This is a genomic window from Patiriisocius marinistellae (assembly GCF_009014635.1).
Lineage (GTDB): Bacteria > Bacteroidota > Bacteroidia > Flavobacteriales > Flavobacteriaceae > Patiriisocius > Patiriisocius marinistellae.
Genome location: NZ_BKCF01000002.1, coordinates 64,510 through 85,565 on the forward strand (window position 1 = coordinate 64,510; position 21,056 = coordinate 85,565).

The 21,056-nt window shown below is 32.5% G+C and carries 24 protein-coding genes; 9 read left to right on the top strand and 15 right to left on the bottom strand.

The genetic code is table 11. The annotated features are described in order from the left end of the window. Nucleotides 1-140: 140 nt before the first annotated feature. Genes GB234_RS06915 through GB234_RS06925 form a run of 3 tightly spaced genes read left to right on the top strand, consistent with a single transcriptional unit; the run spans nt 141 to nt 1,476 of the window. Complete coding sequence (locus tag GB234_RS06915) at nt 141-665, top strand: DUF421 domain-containing protein (RefSeq protein WP_151893823.1); 525 nt, start codon at nt 141-143, stop codon at nt 663-665. 4 nt (nt 666-669) lie between these two features. Further along, nucleotides 670-930 (top strand): SemiSWEET family sugar transporter, encoded by a 261-nt coding sequence (locus GB234_RS06920; protein ID WP_151893824.1) that lies wholly within the window; start codon nt 670-672, stop codon nt 928-930. Between the two features lie 15 nt (nt 931-945). After that, nucleotides 946-1,476, top strand: a complete 531-nt coding sequence (locus tag GB234_RS06925) for a hypothetical protein (RefSeq protein WP_151893825.1) — start codon at nt 946-948, stop codon at nt 1,474-1,476. 21 nt (nt 1,477-1,497) lie between these two features. Here GB234_RS06925 and GB234_RS06930 read toward each other — a convergent pair whose 3' ends face one another. Next, nucleotides 1,498-2,700, bottom strand: coding sequence for an NAD(P)/FAD-dependent oxidoreductase (locus tag GB234_RS06930; RefSeq protein WP_151893826.1), 1,203 nt, complete (start codon nt 2,698-2,700; stop codon nt 1,498-1,500). Between the two features lie 36 nt (nt 2,701-2,736). Continuing rightward, nucleotides 2,737-3,357 (bottom strand): hypothetical protein, encoded by a 621-nt coding sequence (locus GB234_RS06935; RefSeq protein ID WP_151893827.1) that lies wholly within the window; start codon nt 3,355-3,357, stop codon nt 2,737-2,739. 274 nt (nt 3,358-3,631) lie between these two features. Between GB234_RS06935 and glpK the strand changes: the two genes are divergently transcribed. Both glpK and GB234_RS15205 read left to right on the top strand, forming a co-directional pair. After that, entirely contained in the window at nt 3,632-5,113 is a 1,482-nt protein-coding gene (gene glpK, locus GB234_RS15200) for a glycerol kinase GlpK (RefSeq protein ID WP_151893828.1), read from the top strand. After that, on the top strand, nt 5,070-6,803 hold the full coding sequence (locus GB234_RS15205) for a glycerol-3-phosphate dehydrogenase/oxidase (RefSeq protein ID WP_235906080.1): 1,734 nt from the start codon (nt 5,070-5,072) through the stop codon (nt 6,801-6,803). Before glpK ends, GB234_RS15205 begins: the two co-directional genes overlap by 44 nt. Nucleotides 6,804-6,854: 51 nt before the next feature. Here the strand turns inward: GB234_RS15205 and GB234_RS06950 are convergent, their stop codons facing one another. The 7 genes from GB234_RS06950 to GB234_RS06980 all read right to left on the bottom strand — a co-directional run bounded on the left by GB234_RS06950 (nt 6,855) and on the right by GB234_RS06980 (nt 13,762). Then, on the bottom strand, nt 6,855-7,283 hold the full coding sequence (locus GB234_RS06950; RefSeq protein ID WP_151893829.1) for a DUF2141 domain-containing protein: 429 nt from the start codon (nt 7,281-7,283) through the stop codon (nt 6,855-6,857). 175 nt (nt 7,284-7,458) lie between these two features. Beyond that, nucleotides 7,459-8,793 carry a DUF58 domain-containing protein gene (locus tag GB234_RS06955; protein WP_151893830.1) on the bottom strand — a complete coding sequence of 445 codons (1,335 nt, stop codon included), beginning with the start codon at nt 8,791-8,793 and terminating at the stop codon, nt 7,459-7,461. Nucleotides 8,794-8,832: 39 nt separating this feature from the next. After that, complete coding sequence (locus tag GB234_RS06960) at nt 8,833-9,924, bottom strand: AAA family ATPase (protein WP_151893831.1); 1,092 nt, start codon at nt 9,922-9,924, stop codon at nt 8,833-8,835. 4 nt (nt 9,925-9,928) lie between these two features. Then, entirely contained in the window at nt 9,929-11,167 is a 1,239-nt protein-coding gene (locus tag GB234_RS06965; RefSeq protein ID WP_151893832.1) for a DUF4350 domain-containing protein, read from the bottom strand. Beyond that, a complete protein-coding gene (locus tag GB234_RS06970) occupies nt 11,157-11,885 on the bottom strand; it encodes a hypothetical protein (RefSeq protein WP_151893833.1) in 729 nt (242 codons plus the stop codon). Before GB234_RS06970 ends, GB234_RS06965 begins: the two co-directional genes overlap by 11 nt. Further along, complete coding sequence (locus GB234_RS06975) at nt 11,878-12,813, bottom strand: hypothetical protein (protein ID WP_151893834.1); 936 nt, start codon at nt 12,811-12,813, stop codon at nt 11,878-11,880. Before GB234_RS06975 ends, GB234_RS06970 begins: the two co-directional genes overlap by 8 nt. Further along, entirely contained in the window at nt 12,806-13,762 is a 957-nt protein-coding gene (locus tag GB234_RS06980; RefSeq protein WP_151893835.1) for a stage II sporulation protein M, read from the bottom strand. The genes GB234_RS06975 and GB234_RS06980 overlap by 8 nt, the downstream gene beginning before the upstream one ends. A gap of 33 nt (nt 13,763-13,795) precedes the next feature. Between GB234_RS06980 and GB234_RS06985 the strand changes: the two genes are divergently transcribed. Both GB234_RS06985 and GB234_RS06990 read left to right on the top strand, forming a co-directional pair. Further along, nucleotides 13,796-14,521, top strand: coding sequence for an RDD family protein (locus GB234_RS06985; RefSeq protein WP_151893836.1), 726 nt, complete (start codon nt 13,796-13,798; stop codon nt 14,519-14,521). Further along, on the top strand, nt 14,518-15,171 hold the full coding sequence (locus GB234_RS06990) for a trimeric intracellular cation channel family protein (protein WP_151893837.1): 654 nt from the start codon (nt 14,518-14,520) through the stop codon (nt 15,169-15,171). Before GB234_RS06985 ends, GB234_RS06990 begins: the two co-directional genes overlap by 4 nt. 19 nt (nt 15,172-15,190) lie before the next feature. Here the strand turns inward: GB234_RS06990 and GB234_RS06995 are convergent, their stop codons facing one another. Then, nucleotides 15,191-15,940, bottom strand: coding sequence for a peptidylprolyl isomerase (locus GB234_RS06995; RefSeq protein WP_151893838.1), 750 nt, complete (start codon nt 15,938-15,940; stop codon nt 15,191-15,193). Between GB234_RS06995 and GB234_RS07000 the strand changes: the two genes are divergently transcribed. Together GB234_RS07000 and GB234_RS07005 are read left to right on the top strand one after the other, a co-directional pair. Beyond that, nucleotides 15,934-16,575: an NUDIX hydrolase gene (locus GB234_RS07000; protein ID WP_151893839.1), complete on the top strand. Its 642-nt coding sequence runs from the start codon at nt 15,934-15,936 to the stop codon at nt 16,573-16,575. The genes GB234_RS06995 and GB234_RS07000 overlap by 7 nt on opposite strands. Nucleotides 16,576-16,642: 67 nt before the next feature. Continuing rightward, nucleotides 16,643-17,446 carry a lysophospholipid acyltransferase family protein gene (locus tag GB234_RS07005; RefSeq protein ID WP_151893840.1) on the top strand — a complete coding sequence of 268 codons (804 nt, stop codon included), beginning with the start codon at nt 16,643-16,645 and terminating at the stop codon, nt 17,444-17,446. Nucleotides 17,447-17,542: 96 nt separating this feature from the next. On the opposite strand, the gene GB234_RS07010 is transcribed toward GB234_RS07005, so the two are convergent. The 5 genes from GB234_RS07010 to GB234_RS07030 form a co-directional block, all read right to left on the bottom strand. Then, nucleotides 17,543-18,190, bottom strand: a complete 648-nt coding sequence (locus GB234_RS07010; RefSeq protein WP_151893841.1) for a DUF8845 family protein — start codon at nt 18,188-18,190, stop codon at nt 17,543-17,545. Nucleotides 18,191-18,194: 4 nt separating this feature from the next. Further along, a complete protein-coding gene (locus GB234_RS07015; protein WP_151893842.1) occupies nt 18,195-18,689 on the bottom strand; it encodes an RNA polymerase sigma factor in 495 nt (164 codons plus the stop codon). A gap of 103 nt (nt 18,690-18,792) precedes the next feature. Beyond that, nucleotides 18,793-19,161, bottom strand: a complete 369-nt coding sequence (locus GB234_RS07020; RefSeq protein ID WP_151893843.1) for a hypothetical protein — start codon at nt 19,159-19,161, stop codon at nt 18,793-18,795. A gap of 62 nt (nt 19,162-19,223) precedes the next feature. Further along, nucleotides 19,224-20,354, bottom strand: a complete 1,131-nt coding sequence (locus GB234_RS07025; RefSeq protein WP_151893844.1) for an adenylate/guanylate cyclase domain-containing protein — start codon at nt 20,352-20,354, stop codon at nt 19,224-19,226. Then, nucleotides 20,354-20,947, bottom strand: coding sequence for a YdeI/OmpD-associated family protein (locus tag GB234_RS07030; RefSeq protein WP_151893845.1), 594 nt, complete (start codon nt 20,945-20,947; stop codon nt 20,354-20,356). The genes GB234_RS07025 and GB234_RS07030 overlap by 1 nt, the downstream gene beginning before the upstream one ends. Nucleotides 20,948-21,056 lie beyond the last annotated feature (109 nt).

Here is a 21,056-nt window from a genome sequence, read left to right on the forward strand (position 1 = left end):
ATTTAGTTAAAAATTAACGCAATCAATAAATCGACTTAGAGTTTAATAATTTGTTAACTAAATTTCAGAATTGTTTAACAAAAAGCTTGTTTATCGAACTTTATTGCTAACTAGCTTTGTAGATAACTAAACTCTAAACTATGGAAAACTGGATCTTTGCAGCATTACCTATTCTTTTAAAAGTGACATTAACTGTCCTTGCAATTTTTACAATCATCATCATTATTACCAGGGTTTCCGGGCTTCGGACCTTTGCAAAAATGTCCAGCTTTGATTTTGCATCCACTATCGCAGTAGGTTCCATATTAGCTGCTGTGGTAATGAACACAGATCAGTCTATTTTGAAGGGCGGAATTGCATTAGTGGCTGTTATTGGTTATCAAACAATTTTCTCTTTCGCAAAGCGGAAATTTGAATGGTTTGACGCTTTATTTACTAATAAACCCATGCTTCTTATGAAAGATGGAGAGTTTTTAAAAGATAATATGAAAAAGACTAATGTAAGCCTCGAAGATTTATATGCAAAATTAAGAGAGGCAAATGTGAGAGATACCAGCGAGGTCTTAGCAATGGTTATGGAAAGTACTGGAGATATTTCGGTAATTCATACAGATGTAAAGGATAATCTTGCTTCGGAAATTTTAACGGGGGTGCGTAAAGATTAGTCTAATGGAACATCAGGAAATCATTGGGACATTAGCTGGAATATTTACAACCGTTGCGGTGATACCACAAATTGTCAAAGCAGTACAGACCAAAAAAGTGAATGATATAAGTCCCGTTTTCTTTTCAGTTTTACTATTAGGAGTTGGACTTTGGACGTACTACGGAATTTTAAAAAAAGACTGGCCTATAATTTTAACTAACGGAATTTCATTTTTATTAAATGGCTTTATGTTAGTTTTTTATTTTGTAACCAAGGAGAAATAGAAGCGATTTTTATATATGAAAAACTTTTTAAAAAATAACAAACAAGCATTTATAGGCGGAATTATTACTACATTTTTAATAGCGCTAGGAGTTTTTCTTTTAGGAAATATTTCTGGATACGAAGCAAAAAAATTAATTGCTACATCAATGCAGGGATTTAACATGTTGTGCAATACAATTGTTTTAGCTTCTGCTACAATATTAGCTTTGCTTTTAACATTGCTGGGTATTAGTACAGGTACAGAAACAAAATTAAAAAAGAGACATTATCAACAAGTTTTAAGCATTGCAAAATTTGATACTATTTTGTTTATAAGTGCTTTAATATTATTTCAATTTTTTAATATACCTATAACTGAAGCTGAAAATGTTGAAACCAGCTGGTTTAAATATATATATTGGGCAACATTATTTTCGTCTTCAATAATTAGTGGTATGATGGTAACAACTGTATTAATGCTTTATAGGACAGTAGCAAATATTATTGCTATTGTGGGGTTAAAAAAAGAAAATCATCAACTGCTAGATACTGATGGAGAGGATTGAGACAAAATTTCAATAAATCTTTTACCTTCCAAATTTATAATATTCTAAAAAAGGGTGAGGGGTATTTTCAATACTTGCAACAATTGCTTCCATTCCCATAATGCTAAATGTAATACCATTACCTCCAAAACCTAATATATAATGTTCATTTTTTGTAGCATCTGGTTTTCCCATATAGGGTAAACCGTCTTTTGTTTCTCCAAAGGTTCCTGCCCAATTATAATCTGTTATAAACGGAATATCAGGAAATGTTTCATTAAACTGTTTTGATAAATTTTTAGATTTTTTTTCGAGTAGACCATCTCTGGCTTTAGCATTTTTGAAATTTTCATCCCCTCCTCCCATAATTATTCTTCCATCTTGTGTATTTCTAAAATAGAGATAGGGTTTTGATGTGTCCCAAAATAGATTGTCTTTAAATGATTTTGGAATAGATTTTAAAGTTTCCGAAGCAAGAGCATAGGTGCTTTTTAATTTTACAATGTTCTCTTTCAACGTATAACTACTTTCATAGCCTGTACAATGCACTACATGTTCAGTAGTTATTTTCTTACCATCTTTTGTCTTAAGTGTTAACTTTTCATTTGTTTGATTAATGGTATCAATTTCTGTTCTATCATAAATTTGAAGTCCTTTTTTTACACAAACTTTTAATAGATCTTGAGTAAATTTATAAGGATCCATACAACCACCAGATTTAGATTTTATTCCAGCCAAGCCATCTTTAATGCCTAAAGCAGTAAGCTCTTTATTTTCCAACCATAAAACATCAAAACCATGTTCTTTTCGGATTTTGAATTCTGTTTTTAAGTATTCTACATCTCGCTTATTTGTAGTGAAATAAATACTATTCTTTAATTCAAAATTACAATTAGATTTAATCTCTTTACTTAAATCATATAAGGTGAAAATTGCTTTTTCACAAGCTTTATAGCTAGACACGGCAAGAGTCAAGCCACACTGTTCAATGAGCTCATGAAGAGGGACATCGACTTCATATTGTAACATTGCTGTACTGGCAGCGCTGCTACCATTAAAGACATCGCGTTTTTCTATTAATATTACATTATATTTTTTAAGCAATAATTGATATGCAATCAAGCTCCCAGTAATTCCACCCCCTATAATAACTATTTGACTTGATACATCTTCTGTCAAACTAGGATAGCTTGTATCCATTGCATTTTTAATTAACCAGAAGGGTTCATTTGAACGTAAATCCATAATATTAGTTTTATTTAAAAAAATAGAATTTCCTATTTACTCTTCAAGAGCAAAAGGTTGTAGTAGGGCGTCTGTTAAACCTAGCCAATTTAAACCAGCAAGTCCAATAGTATTTCCCATTAATATTGCAGCGTTTCTGATGGTGTCTTTTAAGGGTATGTCTTTAATATTTTTTTGTTGATTTCTACCATGTACTTCGGCAAAAAGATACGTTCCCATTCTTCTAACTACAAAAGTATTTGTGGATTCATCATCAAAGAAATGCGCCACTACGTCCTTTGAGTTTTCTGGTGATTTGCACGGTTTTAATGTAAATGTTAGAAAAGGATAGTCATCATTTTCTTTACTTTCCTGCACGTTAATAATATCAGTCCAGTCAAATCCATTACCTGAAGGATTTCCGGGTCCAGGAATATCAATTTTCACAAAATTTCCTGTTTTAAAAGTAGTTGTAATTTTCAGGGTTTTTGCATCCACTAAATAAAAAGATGCTTTAACTTTATCTGAAAAAGATTCCCAATTATTTATAGCTTTAAGCCTCTTATACAATTCTGAATAATTAGATTTAGCTATACTAATATTTGGACTCGTTTTCATACTTACAATTTCATGAAAATCGCCTTTTTTTTGTTTAGGAAAATCTGGAAATGTTTTCATATTGATTTTTTTTACTCAAATGTACATTACAAATTCTTTTGACTAAATAAGGTTTGGCTAAAAATTAACCATCTTTTTTTTCAGAATATCTTCCATTCTTAAACATTTCAGAAATACATAAAAGAAATATTTTAATGTCTAAATTTTTAATTGTCCGTTATTTAAGTTTAAAGAAGTTATTTAAAAACTTTAATTACTATGCGTGCATAATAAATTTGAATCGCCTAATTTCGCATCAGTTGAAATAACCAACCGCAACAATTTTTTTTAAATTATGGATGGAGATTATATAATTGCATTAGACCAAGGTACTACAAGTACACGAAGTATACTTTTTGATACGGAGGGGAACATTGTAAAGATTTTTCAAAAAGAACTAACGCAATATTACCCAAGGACCGGGTGGGTAGAGCATGACCCTATGGAAATTATTAAACATCAGAAGGAAACGCTACAACGCTTATTTGATGAAACTAACATCCAGCCCAATCAAGTGAAAGCAATAGGTATCACTAACCAGCGGGAAACTACAGTAGTTTGGGATAAAGTTACAGGTAAACCTATTTATAATGCTATAGTATGGCTAGATAACCGCAGTAAAGCATTTTGTGAGCAATTAAAGACAGAAGGTTTTGAGGACTATGTAAGAGAAAACACAGGCTTGGTTATTGACGCTTATTTTTCGGCAACAAAATTACATTGGATTTTAAACAATGTTCCTGGTGCAAAAGAAAAAGCTGAAGCTGGAGAATTACTTTTTGGAACCATTGATAGTTGGCTAATCTATAATTTAACAACAGAAAAAAATCACCTTACAGATCACACAAATGCATCTAGAACAATGCTATATAATTGTAAGAAATTGCAATGGGATGAAATGTTGTTAAAACAATTTAATATTCCTAAAACAATGTTACCCTCTGTGCAAACATCCTCTTCTTTTTTTGGTGATGTACTTATTAATGGAACAACTATTCCCATTTATGGAGTTGCAGGAGATCAACAAGCTGCTTTGTTTGGACAAGGAGGATTTAAATCTGGAATTGCAAAAAATACATATGGCACTGGATGCTTTATGTTATTAAACACAGGTGATAAATTCGTTTCTTTAAAAAATGGTTTGCTTACAACAATTGCTTGTAGTCTTCCGGATCAAAATATACATTATGCCGTGGAAGGTAGTATATTTATTGGAGGCGCTTGCATACAATGGTTACGAGATAAACTTAATATTATTAAAGAAGCACAAGAAACCGAGACGATTTGTAATAGTATTCCTCCACTGGAAGATGTATATGTTGTTCCAGCATTTGCAGGTCTTGGAGCACCCTATTGGGATGCAAAAGCCAAAGGAGCCATATACGGATTAACTCTAGATAGTGGCAAAGCCGAAATTATAAAAGCAACCGTCGAAGCATTAGCCTACCAAACAAAAGATGTACTATGGGCCATGCAAGAAGAAGAGGGTATTAAATTAAAAAAATTACAAGTAGATGGCGGTGCGAGTGCTAATGGATATTTGATGCAATTCCAAGCAGATATTTTAAATGTACCTGTTGAAAAGCCAAAAATGATTGAAGTTACTGCCCTAGGAGCGGCATTTCTTGCGGGAATAAAAGCAGGAATATGGAGAATTGAAGATATTTCAAAACTTAAAATGACCGAAACCATTTATAGTCCAAAAATGAGCACAGAAACTCGCGATAAAAAATATGCTGGTTGGAAAAAAGCAGTTGAAAGAACAAGAGAGATTTAAATTTACGATGGAAGCCATACACACTTTTTCAGTATTAAATAGAGTCGCACAATTACAAAAAATTGAGACGGTTCCTTATGATTTGGTTATCATTGGCGGAGGTGTAACAGGTGCTGGAATAGCATTAGACGCTGCCTCACGCGGACTCAAAACCTGCTTGGTAGAAAAAAATGACTTTGCTTCTGGTACAAGTAATAAATCGACAAAACTCATTCATGGAGGCTTGCGTTACCTTAAACAATTAGAAATTGGGCTTGTAAAAGAATCTGGAAGAGAGCGTGCCATCGTTCATAAATTGGCACCCCATCTCGTTATCCCAGAAAAAATGCTTTTGCCGCTCACTAAAAATGGTACGTATGGAGCGTTACTTACTTCAATAGGTTTAAAAGTATATGATTTACTTGCAAATGTAGAAGGTGATGACCGTAGAAAAATGCTTGATAAAAACGAAACTTTAGCATTAGAGCCACTACTTTCTGAAAACACATTGTTAGGAGGTGGTTATTATTCTGAATATCGAACTGACGATGCCCGTTTAACAATTGAATTGTTAAAAACAGCATCTAGCTATGGAGCTACAATAATTAATTATGCTGAAATGACTGGCTTTCAATATAGTACCAAGAATAAAGTAAACGGTATAATCTGTATTGATCATAATACTGATGAAACATTTGAAATTAAAGCTAAACGATTAGTCTCAGCAACAGGACCTTGGGTAGATTTACTTCGGAAAAAAGACGGATCCTTAGACAAAAAGCATTTGTATTTAACAAAAGGAGTGCATTTGGTTTTTCCGTTTCAGAAGTTACCCGTAAAGCAATCTATTTATTTTGATGCTCCAGATGGGCGAATGTTATTTGCAATTCCTAGAGGTAGAATAACCTACGTGGGTACTACAGACACTCCGTATAATAATTCTTTAGAACGCGTTGTAACTACGAAGAATGATGTTGCTTATGTAATTAAAGCTATTAATGAAACATTTAAAACAAGTACTGTTACTGAAAAAGATATAGAAAGTACTTGGGCTGGTTTGCGCCCCTTAATTCATGAGAAATCTACATCACCTTCAGAGGTTTCTCGAAAGGATGAAATATTTGTTTCGGAAAGAGGTTTAATTTCAATTGCTGGTGGGAAATTAACAGGTTATCGCAAAATGGCGCAGCGTGTTATTGAAAAAGTTTTAGATACCATGAAGCAAAAATATAAAGTTGATTTAAAAAAATCTACTACAAAAAATATTTCACTAACAATACCAGCGTTTAAAACAGCTGCTGAGGTAGCTATTTATAAATCTGAAATTAATCAAAGAATTAAAAGTTTAGGAGTATTTGATGAATTTGAAGTTGATTACTTAATCGCCACCTATGGAAAACAAACAGAATTAATCATTGAAAAATCTTTAAAATTTCAGAATACAAACCTTAAAGAAAAGTTTATTAGGGCAGAATTATGGTTTTGTATTACCTACGAAATGGTGAATAGCCTTACCGATTTTTTTGTGAGAAGAACTGGACGGTTATACTTTAATATTGACAGTGTTATTGCATTCAAAAGTATAATTTTAGAAGATTGTATTCAGATTTTGAAATGGGATGAGCAAAGAGTTGATAAAGAAATTACTGAGCTAAACGTGCTTATAAAAGATGCAACTACCTTTTATGAGGAGGAAATAAAAACACAATAAATCCCCAAACAAATTATGTCTCGGGATTTTTCGTTTTTGATTAAATTGATTTTAAAGTCTAATTTCCATTGCCACATCTTCACCATTTACAGCAAATTTTGCGTCGCTCCACATGGGTGGGCCAAAACTCATCACATTGTTTGATGCCCCATAATTTTCTAATGGCATTTTGTTTAAGCTAAAATCCATTTGATTGTTATTATTCTTGTCATGATATATTGTGATTGCATATTCTCCATCTGGAATATTTTCAAACGTAATTATTGATTTTCCGTTTTTTATTTCGGCTCTTGCCCCTCTAAAAGGGTCATCTTTCATAAAATTATGTTCCTCGTATAAAGCAAGACCTACTTTTCCTTCGTCTGTATTTACAGGAACGGTTACAGTAATTGTATTACCTTTTGTTGTTTTGATGTTGGCTTGCGCGTTTGCAATGAATGAAACAATTGACAATGTAAGAGAGATGATGATAGTTTTCATTATATAAAGTTTATGTGTTAGTTATTATTTATGAAACAAAGATGCTACAGAAATAAGCCCAACTAAATTTTATAAAACTGAACTGTAGTTTTTTTATGCTGAAATGTAAAAAAAAGTACCAAGATGCTATAACATAGAAAATAATGTATAAAAAAATAATCCCTAAAGCCTAAAGTTATAAAAGACCTCTTGCTTTAATCTCTAAATACTTATTAATGGTATTTACGGTCAAGTTCTCTGGCGCAGTCAAGATGGTTTGTATGCCGTATTTTTGAAGTTCATTAATAATAAGTTTTTTCTCATAGACAAACTTTTCTGCGATTGTCTTTTCAAAAATTTGGTGCGTAGTGATTGCTTTTTTCTCGCTAAAATCTTTCAACTCGGTATTCTCAAAAAAGATTATAACTAGTAAATGTGTTTTATTGATGGCTTGTAAATAGGGGAGTTGCCTGTGCAACGCGTCCATTGTTTCAAAATTTGTGTATAGTAACATCAAACTTCTTTGTTTGACCATACGTTTTACATCAATATAGAGTCTTGCAAAATCACTCTCGCTAAAATCAGTCTGAACATTGTAAAGGGTTTCAAGAATAAGATTCATTTGTCCTTTTGAACGTTGCGCTAATACTCTGTCTTCTACTTTTCGGCTAAAGCTAAACATGCCTGCTTTGTCTTTTTTCTTTATGGCGATATTAGAAATTACTAATGTAGCATTTATTGCATAGTCCAATAAACTCAAGCCATTAAAAGGCATTTTCATCACGCGGCCTTTATCAATTATGGAATAAACAGGTTGCGATTTTTCATCTTGATACTGGTTGACCATTAAATTACCACGCTTTGCCGTGGCATTCCAGTTAATATTACGCACATCATCTCCAGAGACATAATCTTTAATTTGTTCAAACTCGAGTGTATGTCCTATGCGTCTAATTTTTTTAAGTCCAAACAATTTCAGCTTATTTGTAAATGCGATAAAATCATATTTTTTCAATTGCAGAAATGAAGGATAATTAGGAATCATCGCATCTGTATCAAACAAATGTTTGCGAGAGGCTAATCCAAGCAACGTAGAGGTAAAGATTATTAAATTTCCAAAGTGATATTCCCCGCGCTCCGTTGGACGTACATGATAGGTAAAAAGTTTTTCTTGCGACGGCGTGAGTGTAGACTCAATATTAAAATCTCTAAGTTGCCATTGCACAGGTAGTTCGTCAATAATTTTAATACTTGTTTTAAATTGGTAGCGATTAACAATGTGAATTTCAATAGTATTATCATCACCGTTACTTAGTTTTTCGGGTAATTGTCTAGTTGCGGTAACGCCAGTTTTATTTCTGAAAAGTAACAATACATCAAACAATAATCCCACCATTAAAATGAGAAATAAAAGCCTTGCAACTCCATACAAATCCTGAAAAAAATAGGACAGTATAAAAACAACCACAATAACTATGAGCAGTTCAAAAAAGCGTTGTTTTAAGTAGAGACGTTTAAATAATGATTTCATTAAATTTAGTAATGAGTGTTTAGCAGTGCATGGTTAATTTTACCTCGGTATTTCTATAGTTTCAATAATTTGACTTACCACTTTGTTTGTTGTTATGCCTTCCATTTCTCTTTCTGGCGTTAATATGATACGGTGGTTTAATACAGCCGGTGCTATTTTTTTAATATCATCTGGCGTTACAAAATCGCGGCCATTTATCGCTGCAAGTGCTTTTGATGCGTTCATAATTGCAAGGGATGCACGTGGTGATGCTCCAAGAAATAAATTAGCGTTATTTCTTGTGTTTTCTGTAATTGCTGCTATGTAGGCTAGTAAATTGGGTTCTATTATTATTTGACGAATTACTTTTTGATATTTTGCAATTTCGGCAGCCGAAAGAACCGGAGCAACCATATCTAATGCCACCTTATTTTCTCGCTGATGTTCGTTTGTCAAAATCTGAATTTCCTCAGCAAGACTAGGATACGGCACATTGATTTTAAATAGAAACCTATCTAATTGTGCTTCTGGCAATGCATATGTTCCTTCTTGTTCTACTGGGTTTTGAGTGGCGAATACTAAAAACGGCGGTTCCATTTTATAGCGTGCACCGTCAATGGTAATTTGGCGTTCTTCCATCACTTCAAATAAGGCGGCTTGAGTTTTTGCAGGTGCTCTATTTATTTCATCAATTAAAATAATGTTTGAAAAAATGGGACCTTTTTTAAAATCAAATTCGTTTGTTTTTACATTAAAGACGGAGGTTCCTAAAATATCACTCGGCATTAAATCTGGCGTAAATTGTACACGGCTAAAATCTACTGCGAGTGTTTTTGCTAATAACTTTGCTGTTATTGTTTTTGCAACTCCAGGAACACCTTCAATTAAAGAATGGCCGTCTGCAAGTATAGAGACTACGAGCATTTCTAGCATGGCGTGTTGACCAACTATTACTTTTGCTAATTCTATTTTAATTTTTTCAACGGCATTTTGTAATCCAGATAAATCAATGCGCGAGTTAAAAGCAACTTCATTATTTTTTGTAGCATCGGGTGTTGAGGTAATAGAGCTTTGAGGGGTAGGCTGTTGCTTATTTAATGGTTGCTCTTGTGGTATGTTTTGATGCGAAGTATCGTCGTGTGGATTTTCCATAATATTAAGGTGTCTTAAAATTTTCAATGAGTTTGTTAAGTGTTATCAGGTCTTGTTCAGTATGGAATGATTTTCCTTTTAATACTTGAATTGTCTTGATTGCCTTTCTAGTTTCTTCAATGCTATTGCCGCTTTTAAGGGCTAATTTTTTAATAAAAGTTTCAGAAAGGTCATTGGTATCAAGATAATATTGTGTCCTGATATTTTCCATGAAATACGAAATCTTTTTGGCGATTATATTTCCGAAGTCTTTGTGTTGATAATACAAATTACCAATAGTACGGGTAAATTCGATTGATGTGTTTTCTAAGGGTTCAATTACTTCAATGATACGTTGCTCACGTTTTCCTTTAAAAATAACAAAAATTAGTAGCCCAACTATCGTTACGTAATATGCCCATTTTAAAGGAGCTTGGTCAAAAATGAAGCGCATTTTTGAAGAAATGGTTTTTTTTCCATCTTTGATAAATGCATCCCAATACACGGTATCTGCATCTATAAATGCCATTACGTTTGCAGTATATTCATCTGCTCCGTTAAGCATGTAATAGTTTGAAAAAGCCTCTGGTAGCGTATGGAAATAGAAATATCCATCACCGTAGGGCACTCTAATATAATTAATGTTTTCATCTAATTGTTCTTCCTCGTTAATGCTATAATCATGCTCATCCATTGATTCGATAACGCCTTCTGTTTCAATATATCCTAAAGCCTGTGTTTTGAGTGTGTCAATACTTTCAAAACGGGAATATGTGACACCACGTTTAAATTTTGGTGGTTTTTCTGTTTTTAAATTTTTTGAATAAAAATGAGGGAAGATGTCGTCTTCTGCAAAGCTATAACTTGTAAAAATGTCAAGGTTTAATGAGTCTGTCACCATGTACCCAAAGTAATGTGCAGATACAAACGCAGTGTTTCCTTTTTCAACATATGTGCGTAACGACTCAAAACGTTGCTCATCTAATAAAATATGTTCATTAATTAATAAGTATGCTGAGTTGCTTTCGTATTTTTCTTTTACTAGAAATTCGTAAGGGTCTTCATTAATGGTTTTAATGGTTGCATTTTTAAAAAGTGCGGGTAGTTCATCAAAGAATACTTTTGAGCCAAAGGGGATAGTATCTTGGGCAGTATAGCTTGTCCACCAATTAATAGGTTTTGGGCGTATAACTTCAGAAATGATCACCACTAATAGTGCGACTCCAAATAGGATGAGTATGTTTTTTGAACGTTTATCCAGCATTGTTAATGTGTTTTTTTACACGTTCAAAATCTTTTTGGGCACTTATAAAATCTTCTTCATTCAATGTAAATTCACCATACCATACATAATCATAGAGGTATGAAATGCGCTTGAAAGTGGTTTTTAAACTTGGGTCTTCAATCTCATTATAATAATCTTGATTTGTTTTTTCAAAATCCCAAATAATTTTTGAGGCTCCAGAAAGTTGTTTCAATGTTTTTAAATACATATACCTAATGGCAAGACGGTAATTGTTGTCTTGCAAAGCTTTTTCAATGAGGCTGTTGATGTCTATATTTTCTATGTGCTCTTCTTCAACATTTAAAGGTGCAAGTTGTGCACTTTTTTTTGTGAAAAAACTAGATGCATTATCACCAACTAGCAATTTTATAACAATATAAATCGCAAAAATTACGAGAACTCCATAAATTAAATATCGCAGTATTGTGAAGGTTTCGGGGTCAATGTCAACACCAAAGAGTTCGGCTAGATTTTTAAAAAACCAATTGAGGGCTCTTGTAATTAGGTTTTCGGCCTCGCCTTCCATTACATCATAATTATAATCGGCGCTAGTGTAATTTTCTTTGAAATTTTGGTCGAAACGCTTAGGGGTTATTGCGGTGCTATCAATTTGTAATTGTGGTGCATTATCTTGTGCTCGCAGCAAATTTCCGAAGTAAATAGAAAGTAAAATTAGTATGTTATTCTTGTTATTCACCAGCACCTATTTGTTCAATTTTTTCACGCGTATGATGATTGTAAGTTTCTTCATGATTTGAGAAAAATAAAATACCATTGACAAATTGCGCAAGCGATTGATTAAATGAAAATATGAATAAAACTATTGTAAGAGCTATAATCCAAATGACTTTTGCAACACTGCTATTCATTAAATCGATGTCGTTTTCAGCAGCATGGAATACATAAATACTAATGAGGATTCCAGGTATCATAAGTACAACAACAAGTAATATTCCTAAGAGTAATGAGATGACGAGATTTGTCAATATATTTTTCCAGAAAAATTTGAAAAGTAGATTCCAGCCTTCTCCAAGGGCACTTGTCACATCTTTTTCTTCATAAAACATTGACATAAAAGAAAGTCCCATCCATGCGGTCCATCCTAGAATTATAACGTAATATGCTAGTGTTCCAAGGATGGGAATAAAGGAGATAAAGGCACCTACAACTGCAACTCCTATATAAGTAAGTATGAGCAAAACCATAAATAAAATGGTTTTTCCAATGTTCTTTTTTAAACGTATCCACACATCTTTTTTGTCTATTACGATTGTTTTATTGTTTTCATATTCTATCATGTAGCTTGCGGCAAGACTATAATTTATAAGTCCTGTTATAAGAAATATAAGTACAAAAGCAATTGCGCCAAACCCTACATACCATGCGCCTGCGTCCACAGGATTTTCCCCTGTAACACTATAATTTACACTACTTTGAACCATGCCTAAGAAACCTGTAACTAATAGGTAGCTAACACCTAAAAGACCAATAATAAAGAGTCCATTATAACGTATGTATAAATTGAAATAAGAACCAACATTTTGTTTAAAAAAATCAAAGAAAGTACTCACAGCATCCCCTATGTCTCTTTTTTGTTTTAATTCTATGAAGTCTTTTTTAAGCATATTTTTTGTTCAAAATAATAGGGTAAATTATGTAGTAATACACTATTAAAAATAAAGATGAAAAAATTATTGATAAGGCAAGCCACACAGGCATATTACTATATCGTGTTACAAAACCTTCTATAAATCCAGCAATGATAAAAAATGGAATGGTGCTTACAACTACTTTAAGCCCATCTTTTGCGCCTTTTAAGAAAGATACTCTACGTGAGTATGTCTTCGGAAATAAAATAGAATTACCCATAATGAGACCAGCGCACCCAGCAATAACGATTACCGAAATCTCAATAGTCCCGTGTAACCAAATAGTTTTTGAAGCTTCAAATAACAAGTCTCTATTATAAAAGAAAGTGAAAAATGCACCAAGCATCACTCCATTTGAAAATAAAATATATCCTGTACCTAAGGAGGTAATTATCCCAAATGCGTATGCTAAAAATGCAACTCTAATATTGTTAATCGTGATTCCTAAAAAAGTGCCAACCTCGCCACCACTTTTATAAATTGCAGTGGGATCACCATTGTCAATATTTTCAAGAGTTTGGTTTACATAGTTATCCCCTAAAATTAGCCTAACAAAAGAGTCATCATTAATTGTTGAAATAATACCAATTGCGGTAGCTGTGGCAAAAATTAAAAAGGCATAAAGTAAGGTGCGTTGATATTGTAAAAAGAATATTGGAAATTCGTATTTCCAAAAACTCACAATTCGATTTTTAGATTCTTTTTTATTCTTATAAATTTTTTGATGTGCTTCGCTAGCAAGCGAATTTAAATACTGTAACGTTTTACTTTCTGGGTAATATGTTTGTGCGTAAGCGAGGTCATTTGTAAGCTGAATATAGTAGTCTGCCAAATAATCTGGTGTTATTTGATAATTAAGTCGCATTGCCTTTTCAAAAGCAATCCATTTTTCTTTATTTTGTTTTACGAATGCTGCTTCGCGCATTTTTTTTAGTTAAATATAATTACAACTTACTTAATGACAAATTTAGCAATCAATACCACACAAAATGTTAATCTTAACTATAAAGTTGTTAGTATTGGCGAGCGCATTCTTGGATTTTTAGTCGATTTATTTGTTCTTTTTGTTTATATGTATGTAATTGAGCTTGTTACAGATGCAATGGGGGAGGCGATTTCAGATAATTGGACGGTTTTTGGACTTCAACAATTATTATTATTACCTGTTTTTTTCTATTCACTATACATGCATTTACTTTTTGATGGAAGAACATTAGGGAAAATGGTAATGAAAACGCGAGTAGTAAAACTTGATGGAAGCCCCGCACAATGGTCTACATATTTAATATTATGGATGATGCGCTTGGTAGACATATGGATATTTTTAGGTTCAATTGGATTGTTAGCAATTGTATTTAGTGACCGCCACCAGCGATTAGGCGATCATGCTGCAGGAACCGTAGTTATTTCAAACAAGAAAAAAACTAAAATTAGTCATACAATTCTAGAAGAAGTAAATGATGATTATGTGCCTAAATTTTCTACGGTAACAATATTAACAGATAAAGACGTTCGCTTAATTAAAGAAACATTTTTAATAGCACTAAAATCTTCAGATTATAAAACCTTACGGATGTTGCGAGAAAAAGTTGAAGCTACAATTAGTACAACTTCAGACTTATACGACAAACAATACATTGACACAGTTTTAAAAGACTATAACTACTATACCCAAAAATCATGACATTACTTTTAATTATTGACTTTTTAGGGACAATAGCTTTCTCTGTATCTGGAGCCTTGACGGCAATGAAAAAGAGATTAGATCCTTTTGGGATTCTCATTATTGCCTTTGTAACAGCTGTAGGGGGAGGAACACTACGTGATTTACTGTTAGGGGCACACATAACATGGATGCGTGATTTGACATTTGTTTACGTAATAGGAGTGGCAACATTGCTGGCAATAATTTTTAGAAAAAAGCTAGGGTATGTAAGACGTTCCCTTTTTTTATTCGATACAATAGGTATTGCACTTTACACAGTTTTGGGGGTAGAAAAAGGTATAGCTGCAGATTTACCTCCTATTATTTGTGTAGCGTTAGGTACAATGACGGCATGTTTTGGTGGTGTTATAAGAGATATATTATGTAATGAAATTCCAGTAATTTTTAGAAAAAACATTTATGCAACCGCTTGTATTTTAGGAGGTGTAAGTTATTTTATATTACAAAAAACACCATTTTCAACCGAAGTGATAGTTGTCATCGCAGGTAGCGTTGTAATTTCAATAAGATTATTAGCAGTTACTTTTAACTTATCATTACCAAGTGTTTATGGGAAAGACAATGAAATTGAAACGCAGAAAAGAATAGAAAATGCAAATAAAGAATAACTTATGAATTTTTTTTAAATTATTCCATAACCTCAACAGTTAACTCAACATTTGTTAATGGCCATTCTTGTTCATCTTTTGGCTCATTTGCTATTTTTTTAACGACATCCATACCGTTGGTAACCTTCCCGAAGACTGTGTAATTACCATTTAAATGTGAGGTTGATTTTTGAGGACCAAGAAAAATAAAAAACTCATAGGGTTCACTTTTTTTGTCGTCATTGTCACGATAATATTTTGCTCCCGAAAGTGTTCCATACGTATGATTAATTTTAATTTCGGCAGGAATCCTATAATCTGGCCCTAACTTATCACGCATTTTTGGCGTTGACCAATTATCGCTCGTTCCGGCTTGGATTATGAAGTTTGAAACTACGCGGTGAAAAAATGTAGTATTGTAATAGCCTTGCTTTGCGAGATAAATAAAATTAGCTCTGTGTAGTGGTGTGCTTTCAAAAAGTTCTATGTCTATTTCGCCAAGACGGGTGGTAATTTTTACTTTAGTCTCGGGATTTTCTTTTCCGTATTTGGATAAAAAAGCTACTACATTTTTATTGGTAATTTTCTCGTATTTAGGAACTTCTTTTTTTGTCTCTTTCTGAAATGTATCAACATTATTACTGTCTTCGTTGTTGTTTATTTCCGAAGTACTTGAGTTTTCAGTGCTATTTTTGGTTGTAAGTGTTGTCGTCTTTTTCTTATCTTCACAATTAGTAAAAAGGAAAAGAATCACTACTACCGAAGCTATAATTTTAAAGGAATATGACATTTTTAGATTTTTCAAAACAGATTGTAAAAATAGAAAAAATGAAGCTTCCTGGTGTCCAGTCACACTATAAAATGGCACCTATTGAGCGTTTACAAGAATTAACAAACAAAGCAAAAGCAACTAATACAGCGAGACGTGCGGCAGTTATGGCATTGTTTTACCCTTCTAAAGACGGAGAAACAAACCTTATTTTAATTCTTAGAAAGACCTATAAGGGAGTTCATTCTGCGCAAGTGGGTTTTCCAGGAGGAAAAGCAGAGGAAGAGGATATTGATGAAGCAGCAACTGCGTTACGTGAAACTGAAGAGGAGGTAGGTGTACCGCAACAAGCTGTTGCTGTATTAAAAAAACTAACAGAAATTTACATTCCTCCGTCTAATTTTTTTGTGCAACCTTTTTTAGGAATTACTAGCGAAACTCCAGAGTTTGTACCACAAGAAGAAGAAGTTGAGGCATTAATTGAGGTTCCTTTGTCCCACTTTATGGATGATAGTTTTGTAGTTACTAAAACTTTGACTACAAGTTACGCTACTAATATAGATGTTCCTGCATATTTACTTAATGGTCATGTGGTGTGGGGAGCTACTGCGATGATGCTCAGTGAGGTACGTGAACTACTTAAAAATATTCTCTAAGGTGTATAATTTTGTATATTTGTCGTTCCCCTAAAATTTATGGAATAGGGTATCTAAACTGATATTTATGGGTCTTTTTAAAAAGAATCCTTTTGGACATATATTATTTTTAAAACTATGGTTGATTCGCATTCTTGGTGCATTAACCCATAGACGTTTTAAGGGTTTTAACAAGCTAGAGATAGACGGTAGCGAGATATTGAGAAACCTTCCTGAAACTAACGTACTTTTTGTTTCAAACCATCAAACTTACTTTGCAGATGTGGTGTCAATGTTTCATGTATTTAATGCAAGTTTAAGTGGACGGGAGGATAATATTAAAAATATAGGCTATTTGTGGAAACCTAAATTGAACCTTTATTTTGTTGCTGCTAAGGAAACTATGCAAGATGGTTTGCTACCTAAAATCCTTGCATACGCAGGTTCGGTTAGTATTGAAAGAACATGGCGAGCAGAGGGTAAAGATGTGCAACGACAGGTAAAGATGAGCGATGTTAGCAATATATCTAAGGCATTGAATGATGGTTGGGTGATTACATTTCCGCAGGGAACTACACGCCCTTGGAAACCTATTAGACGTGGTACGGCACATTTAATTAAGAAAAATAAGCCAGTTGTTGTACCTATAGTTATTGACGGATTTAGAAGGTCTTTTGATAGAAAGGGGTTACGTGTAAAGAAAAGAGGCATTTTACAATCAATGGAAATTAAAGCTTCTTTAGATATTGACTACGATAACATTCCTGTTGATGAACTTGTTGAAAAACTTGAATATGCAATTGAGCAACACCCATCTTTTTTAAAGGTAATTCCAGCAGATGAAATTAAAAGTGAGGAGGCATTAAATAAAGAGCGTGAGTGGCGTTATTAATCATAAACTATTAATTACAAAAAATCCCAAATATAGACTGTAAGTACAGTTTTTAATTTGGGATTTTTAATTTTATGAGATATTAAATTTAATTGTTTACAATTCTATTCTCTCAAGTTCATCATAATTATTTTTTAATCTCTTGAGTAAAATTCCATAGATAATACGATAGACAAGAACTAATAATCCTATAAATACAGCGCCAACAACAAGTTGTGTTATAAAAAATATAGATGTAAAGCTTTCGGCCGGGATTGCAGCATAATTTTTATTTCCGTTAGTTAATAATGTATAAAGCTCTGTTTTCTTAGTATAGAAATACATATTGACATATAAAAAAGCAAGTATTGTTCCTAGTACATTATATATAACAAAATATTTAACGGTCTTACGTGTTTTTAAAATGTTAGCCATTAACTCTTTTGCTGTATCTGTTACTTTAATTTTTTTATAATTAAGATAAAAAAGCACAAGAAAAACGGCTAGAATAACATAATGAAAGATAGAAATAATTGATAGGCTTTCTTTAAGACCTATATTTTGAATTAAATCTTTATTAGATTCTGGAGTTAAAAAACTGATTACTATCCAAAATAATATTTCAGCAATACTTATCATGAATATCCATTTTACAATAGATGATGACTTTTTAAGTAACATCTTGTAAATGTCTTTGTACGACAAAGTAGGATGCGTTTGCTCCTGTTGTTGCCATTTTGATTTTAATAATTCTAATTGATCCATACAATTACGGATTTAATATTGTTCTTAATTTCCCTTTAATTCTATTCATTTTCACTCTCGCATTTACTTCACTTATACCAAGGGTTTCAGAGATTTCTCTGTAATTTTTATCTTCTAAATATAAAAACACAAGTGCCTTGTCAATGTCATTTAAATTTTTTACCGCGGCGTACATCAATTTTAATTGTTCTTCTATTGTATCATCATAATCTTCTGCCGAAATTTTAAAGCTTACGCCTTCAAAATCTTGTGTCTTAACCCTTCGTTTACTTTTGCGGTAGAGCGTAATTGCCGTATTAAGTGCGACTCTATACATCCAAGTACTAAACTTAGAATCTCCTCTAAACTTCGGGTAAGCCCGCCACAATTGAATTGTTACTTCTTGAAATAAATCATTGTGTGAATCCCTATCGTTTGTATAAAGCCGACAGATTTTATGCACAATATTCTGGTTTGCTTCTAGTAGCTCAACAAAATTATGTTCAAGTTCTTTGTTCAATGTTTTGGTTTTGATAGTTGCAGTATAGGTGTATGTATTTTAATTAATGTTACATTTTTATCAAAAATAAATACAACTCTATGTATATAATTTTAACTCCTAATTAATTAGAAGTGCGTACGTCAATTTTTCCTTCGGAAATAAATCTACCTCCAACCTCATCAATATTTACGTCTAACTCGTCTTGCGTATCGATACTTTTAATATTTACCTTAACCTCATCGTAAGTGTTAACACTTTTTAAGTTTATGTTAAGTTCATCGTAGGTGTTGATGTCAACAATACGAACGTCAATCGTATTAGTTTCTGAAATGGGAACTAATTGATACTTTGTTGAAGTATTCTCATTGAGGAATGTTGTTTTATTCCCAGCATAAGCACTTGGAATAATTTTAAAATCTCTGACAGCATTTATTGTCAAACAAATAGCAATAATTGTAAGAATGGTTTTTGTGTAGGTGTCACTTTTCATAAATAATAAGTTTTAAAAATTATTTTATTTAATAACATGACATCAAAAAACTTACCGTAATTTTATTTCTTTTTTTTAGAAAATGATTTTCTTGTGTAAGTTACAAGTTGCATCTCGTCTGCTTTTCCACGTAGTTTTTCTTCTCCTAAATCTTCTCTTTTAACACGTGGAGGAAGTTTAGTATTAATATCTGCAAATTCTTTAGAAACTAAAATTTCCACGCCCAGTTCATTACATAATGCTTGTATTCTAGAGGCTGTATTTAAAACATCTCCACTAAAGACTATTTCTCTTTTAATTTGACCTATTTCTCCCACCATCACATCACCATAATGATACCCAACTTTAAATTCTGGGTATAAGCCATATCTTTTTTTATATCTAGGTCGTTTATATCTTATAATTTTTTTCATGCTATAAAAGCATTGTATAGCATTACCTCTTTTAAGACCATGTTTCATTTTCCAAGAGACTACAATTTCATCCCCTACGTATTGATAAACTTCTCCACTAGTTTGAACTATAGCAGGAGCAATATCTCTAAAAAAATCTTTCAAGAAATTAAAGTAAGGTTCTTCATCTAATATTTCGGCTATGCCCGTAGCATTTTTTATATCACAAAACATAAAAATACGACGCTCTCTTTTAGGCCTAAAATAGCGACCCATCAAAAAATCTGGGAAAACACCTGGTCCATATTTTTCATTAACCATTAAAATTATGAGTGTTACAATTACAATAGCAAGCCAAAGAATAAAGTTTTTAATAAAAATAAACTCTCCGAAAAACGGAATCATTAATTCTACTACTTCAGGATTAAACATGCCTACTCCAAGTTCTTCACTAAAATAATATAGACCGCCAAAAAAGCTTACTATTATAGCTGTTAATGTGTAAATGATGACAATTTGAAATAATGCTCTTAAAAAAGAATGCTTTCTTAGCCAGCGTTCCATAAGGTTAACTGTGACTATCCCGCCTATAAGACCAGCCATAACACCAACAATTAAGTTTGCAGTAAAAGATTGTTTAAAATCATATTCACTCGTGAGCGCATTGTATTCTATGAGCGTATAGTATTCATAAAAGAAAACGATATTAGAAATTGCTGTCCATGATATGAGAATCCAAAAGGCTCTTTTCGCATAATACCAAAGTTGGCGTTGCGTATATCTTTTAAATCGAATTGCCATTAGCTCTTTTTATATTTATCATGAAGGCCTACACCATTTTTAATCATCGGTCTTATTTTTTCTAAACGATTGAGCTTTGTCGTTTCTTGTTTTGCGGTTGTTATAAATTCTGCATACTCCCGTTGTTTACCAGGTGTAAGTTTTTTAAATAAATCACTTAAAGTAGTATCTTCCTTAAATGCCTCTTTTAGTACTGTGGGGATTATTGTTTTCTTATTTTCAGGTTTAATTTCTTTTCCTGCTTTACAGTTTTCAATAGCCTCTATTGTGTAATTTAAAACAATTGTTTTTTCAATTTTATCGCCTTTATTAATGCGTAGTTGTCTTAATCCTTTTGTTTTACCTTTTTGCGCATTAATCAAAATACCTTTAGCATCTTTCAAAAAAACGCCTTGATAAAACCAAATTCCTAAATGATTTTTAAAGCCTACCATTCCCACAACATTTTTATTATTTATGGTGTAAATAGGCGCTCCCCATTTAAAATTTTCGATTAATTCAGTACTGTTAAAAATTTGGCGAAGTAGTTTTAATTCGTCTATCCATTGTCCACTGTTTTCAATGAATGCGTCTACTTTTTGCGATGAGGTCACTTTATAGGAGATAATTTGTTTGTTTGAAGTGAAGATACAGTTTTTTTGTGCTTCCTAAATGTGAAAGAATTGATAAAATAATGTTAGAATACAATTTAAAAAGAGTATG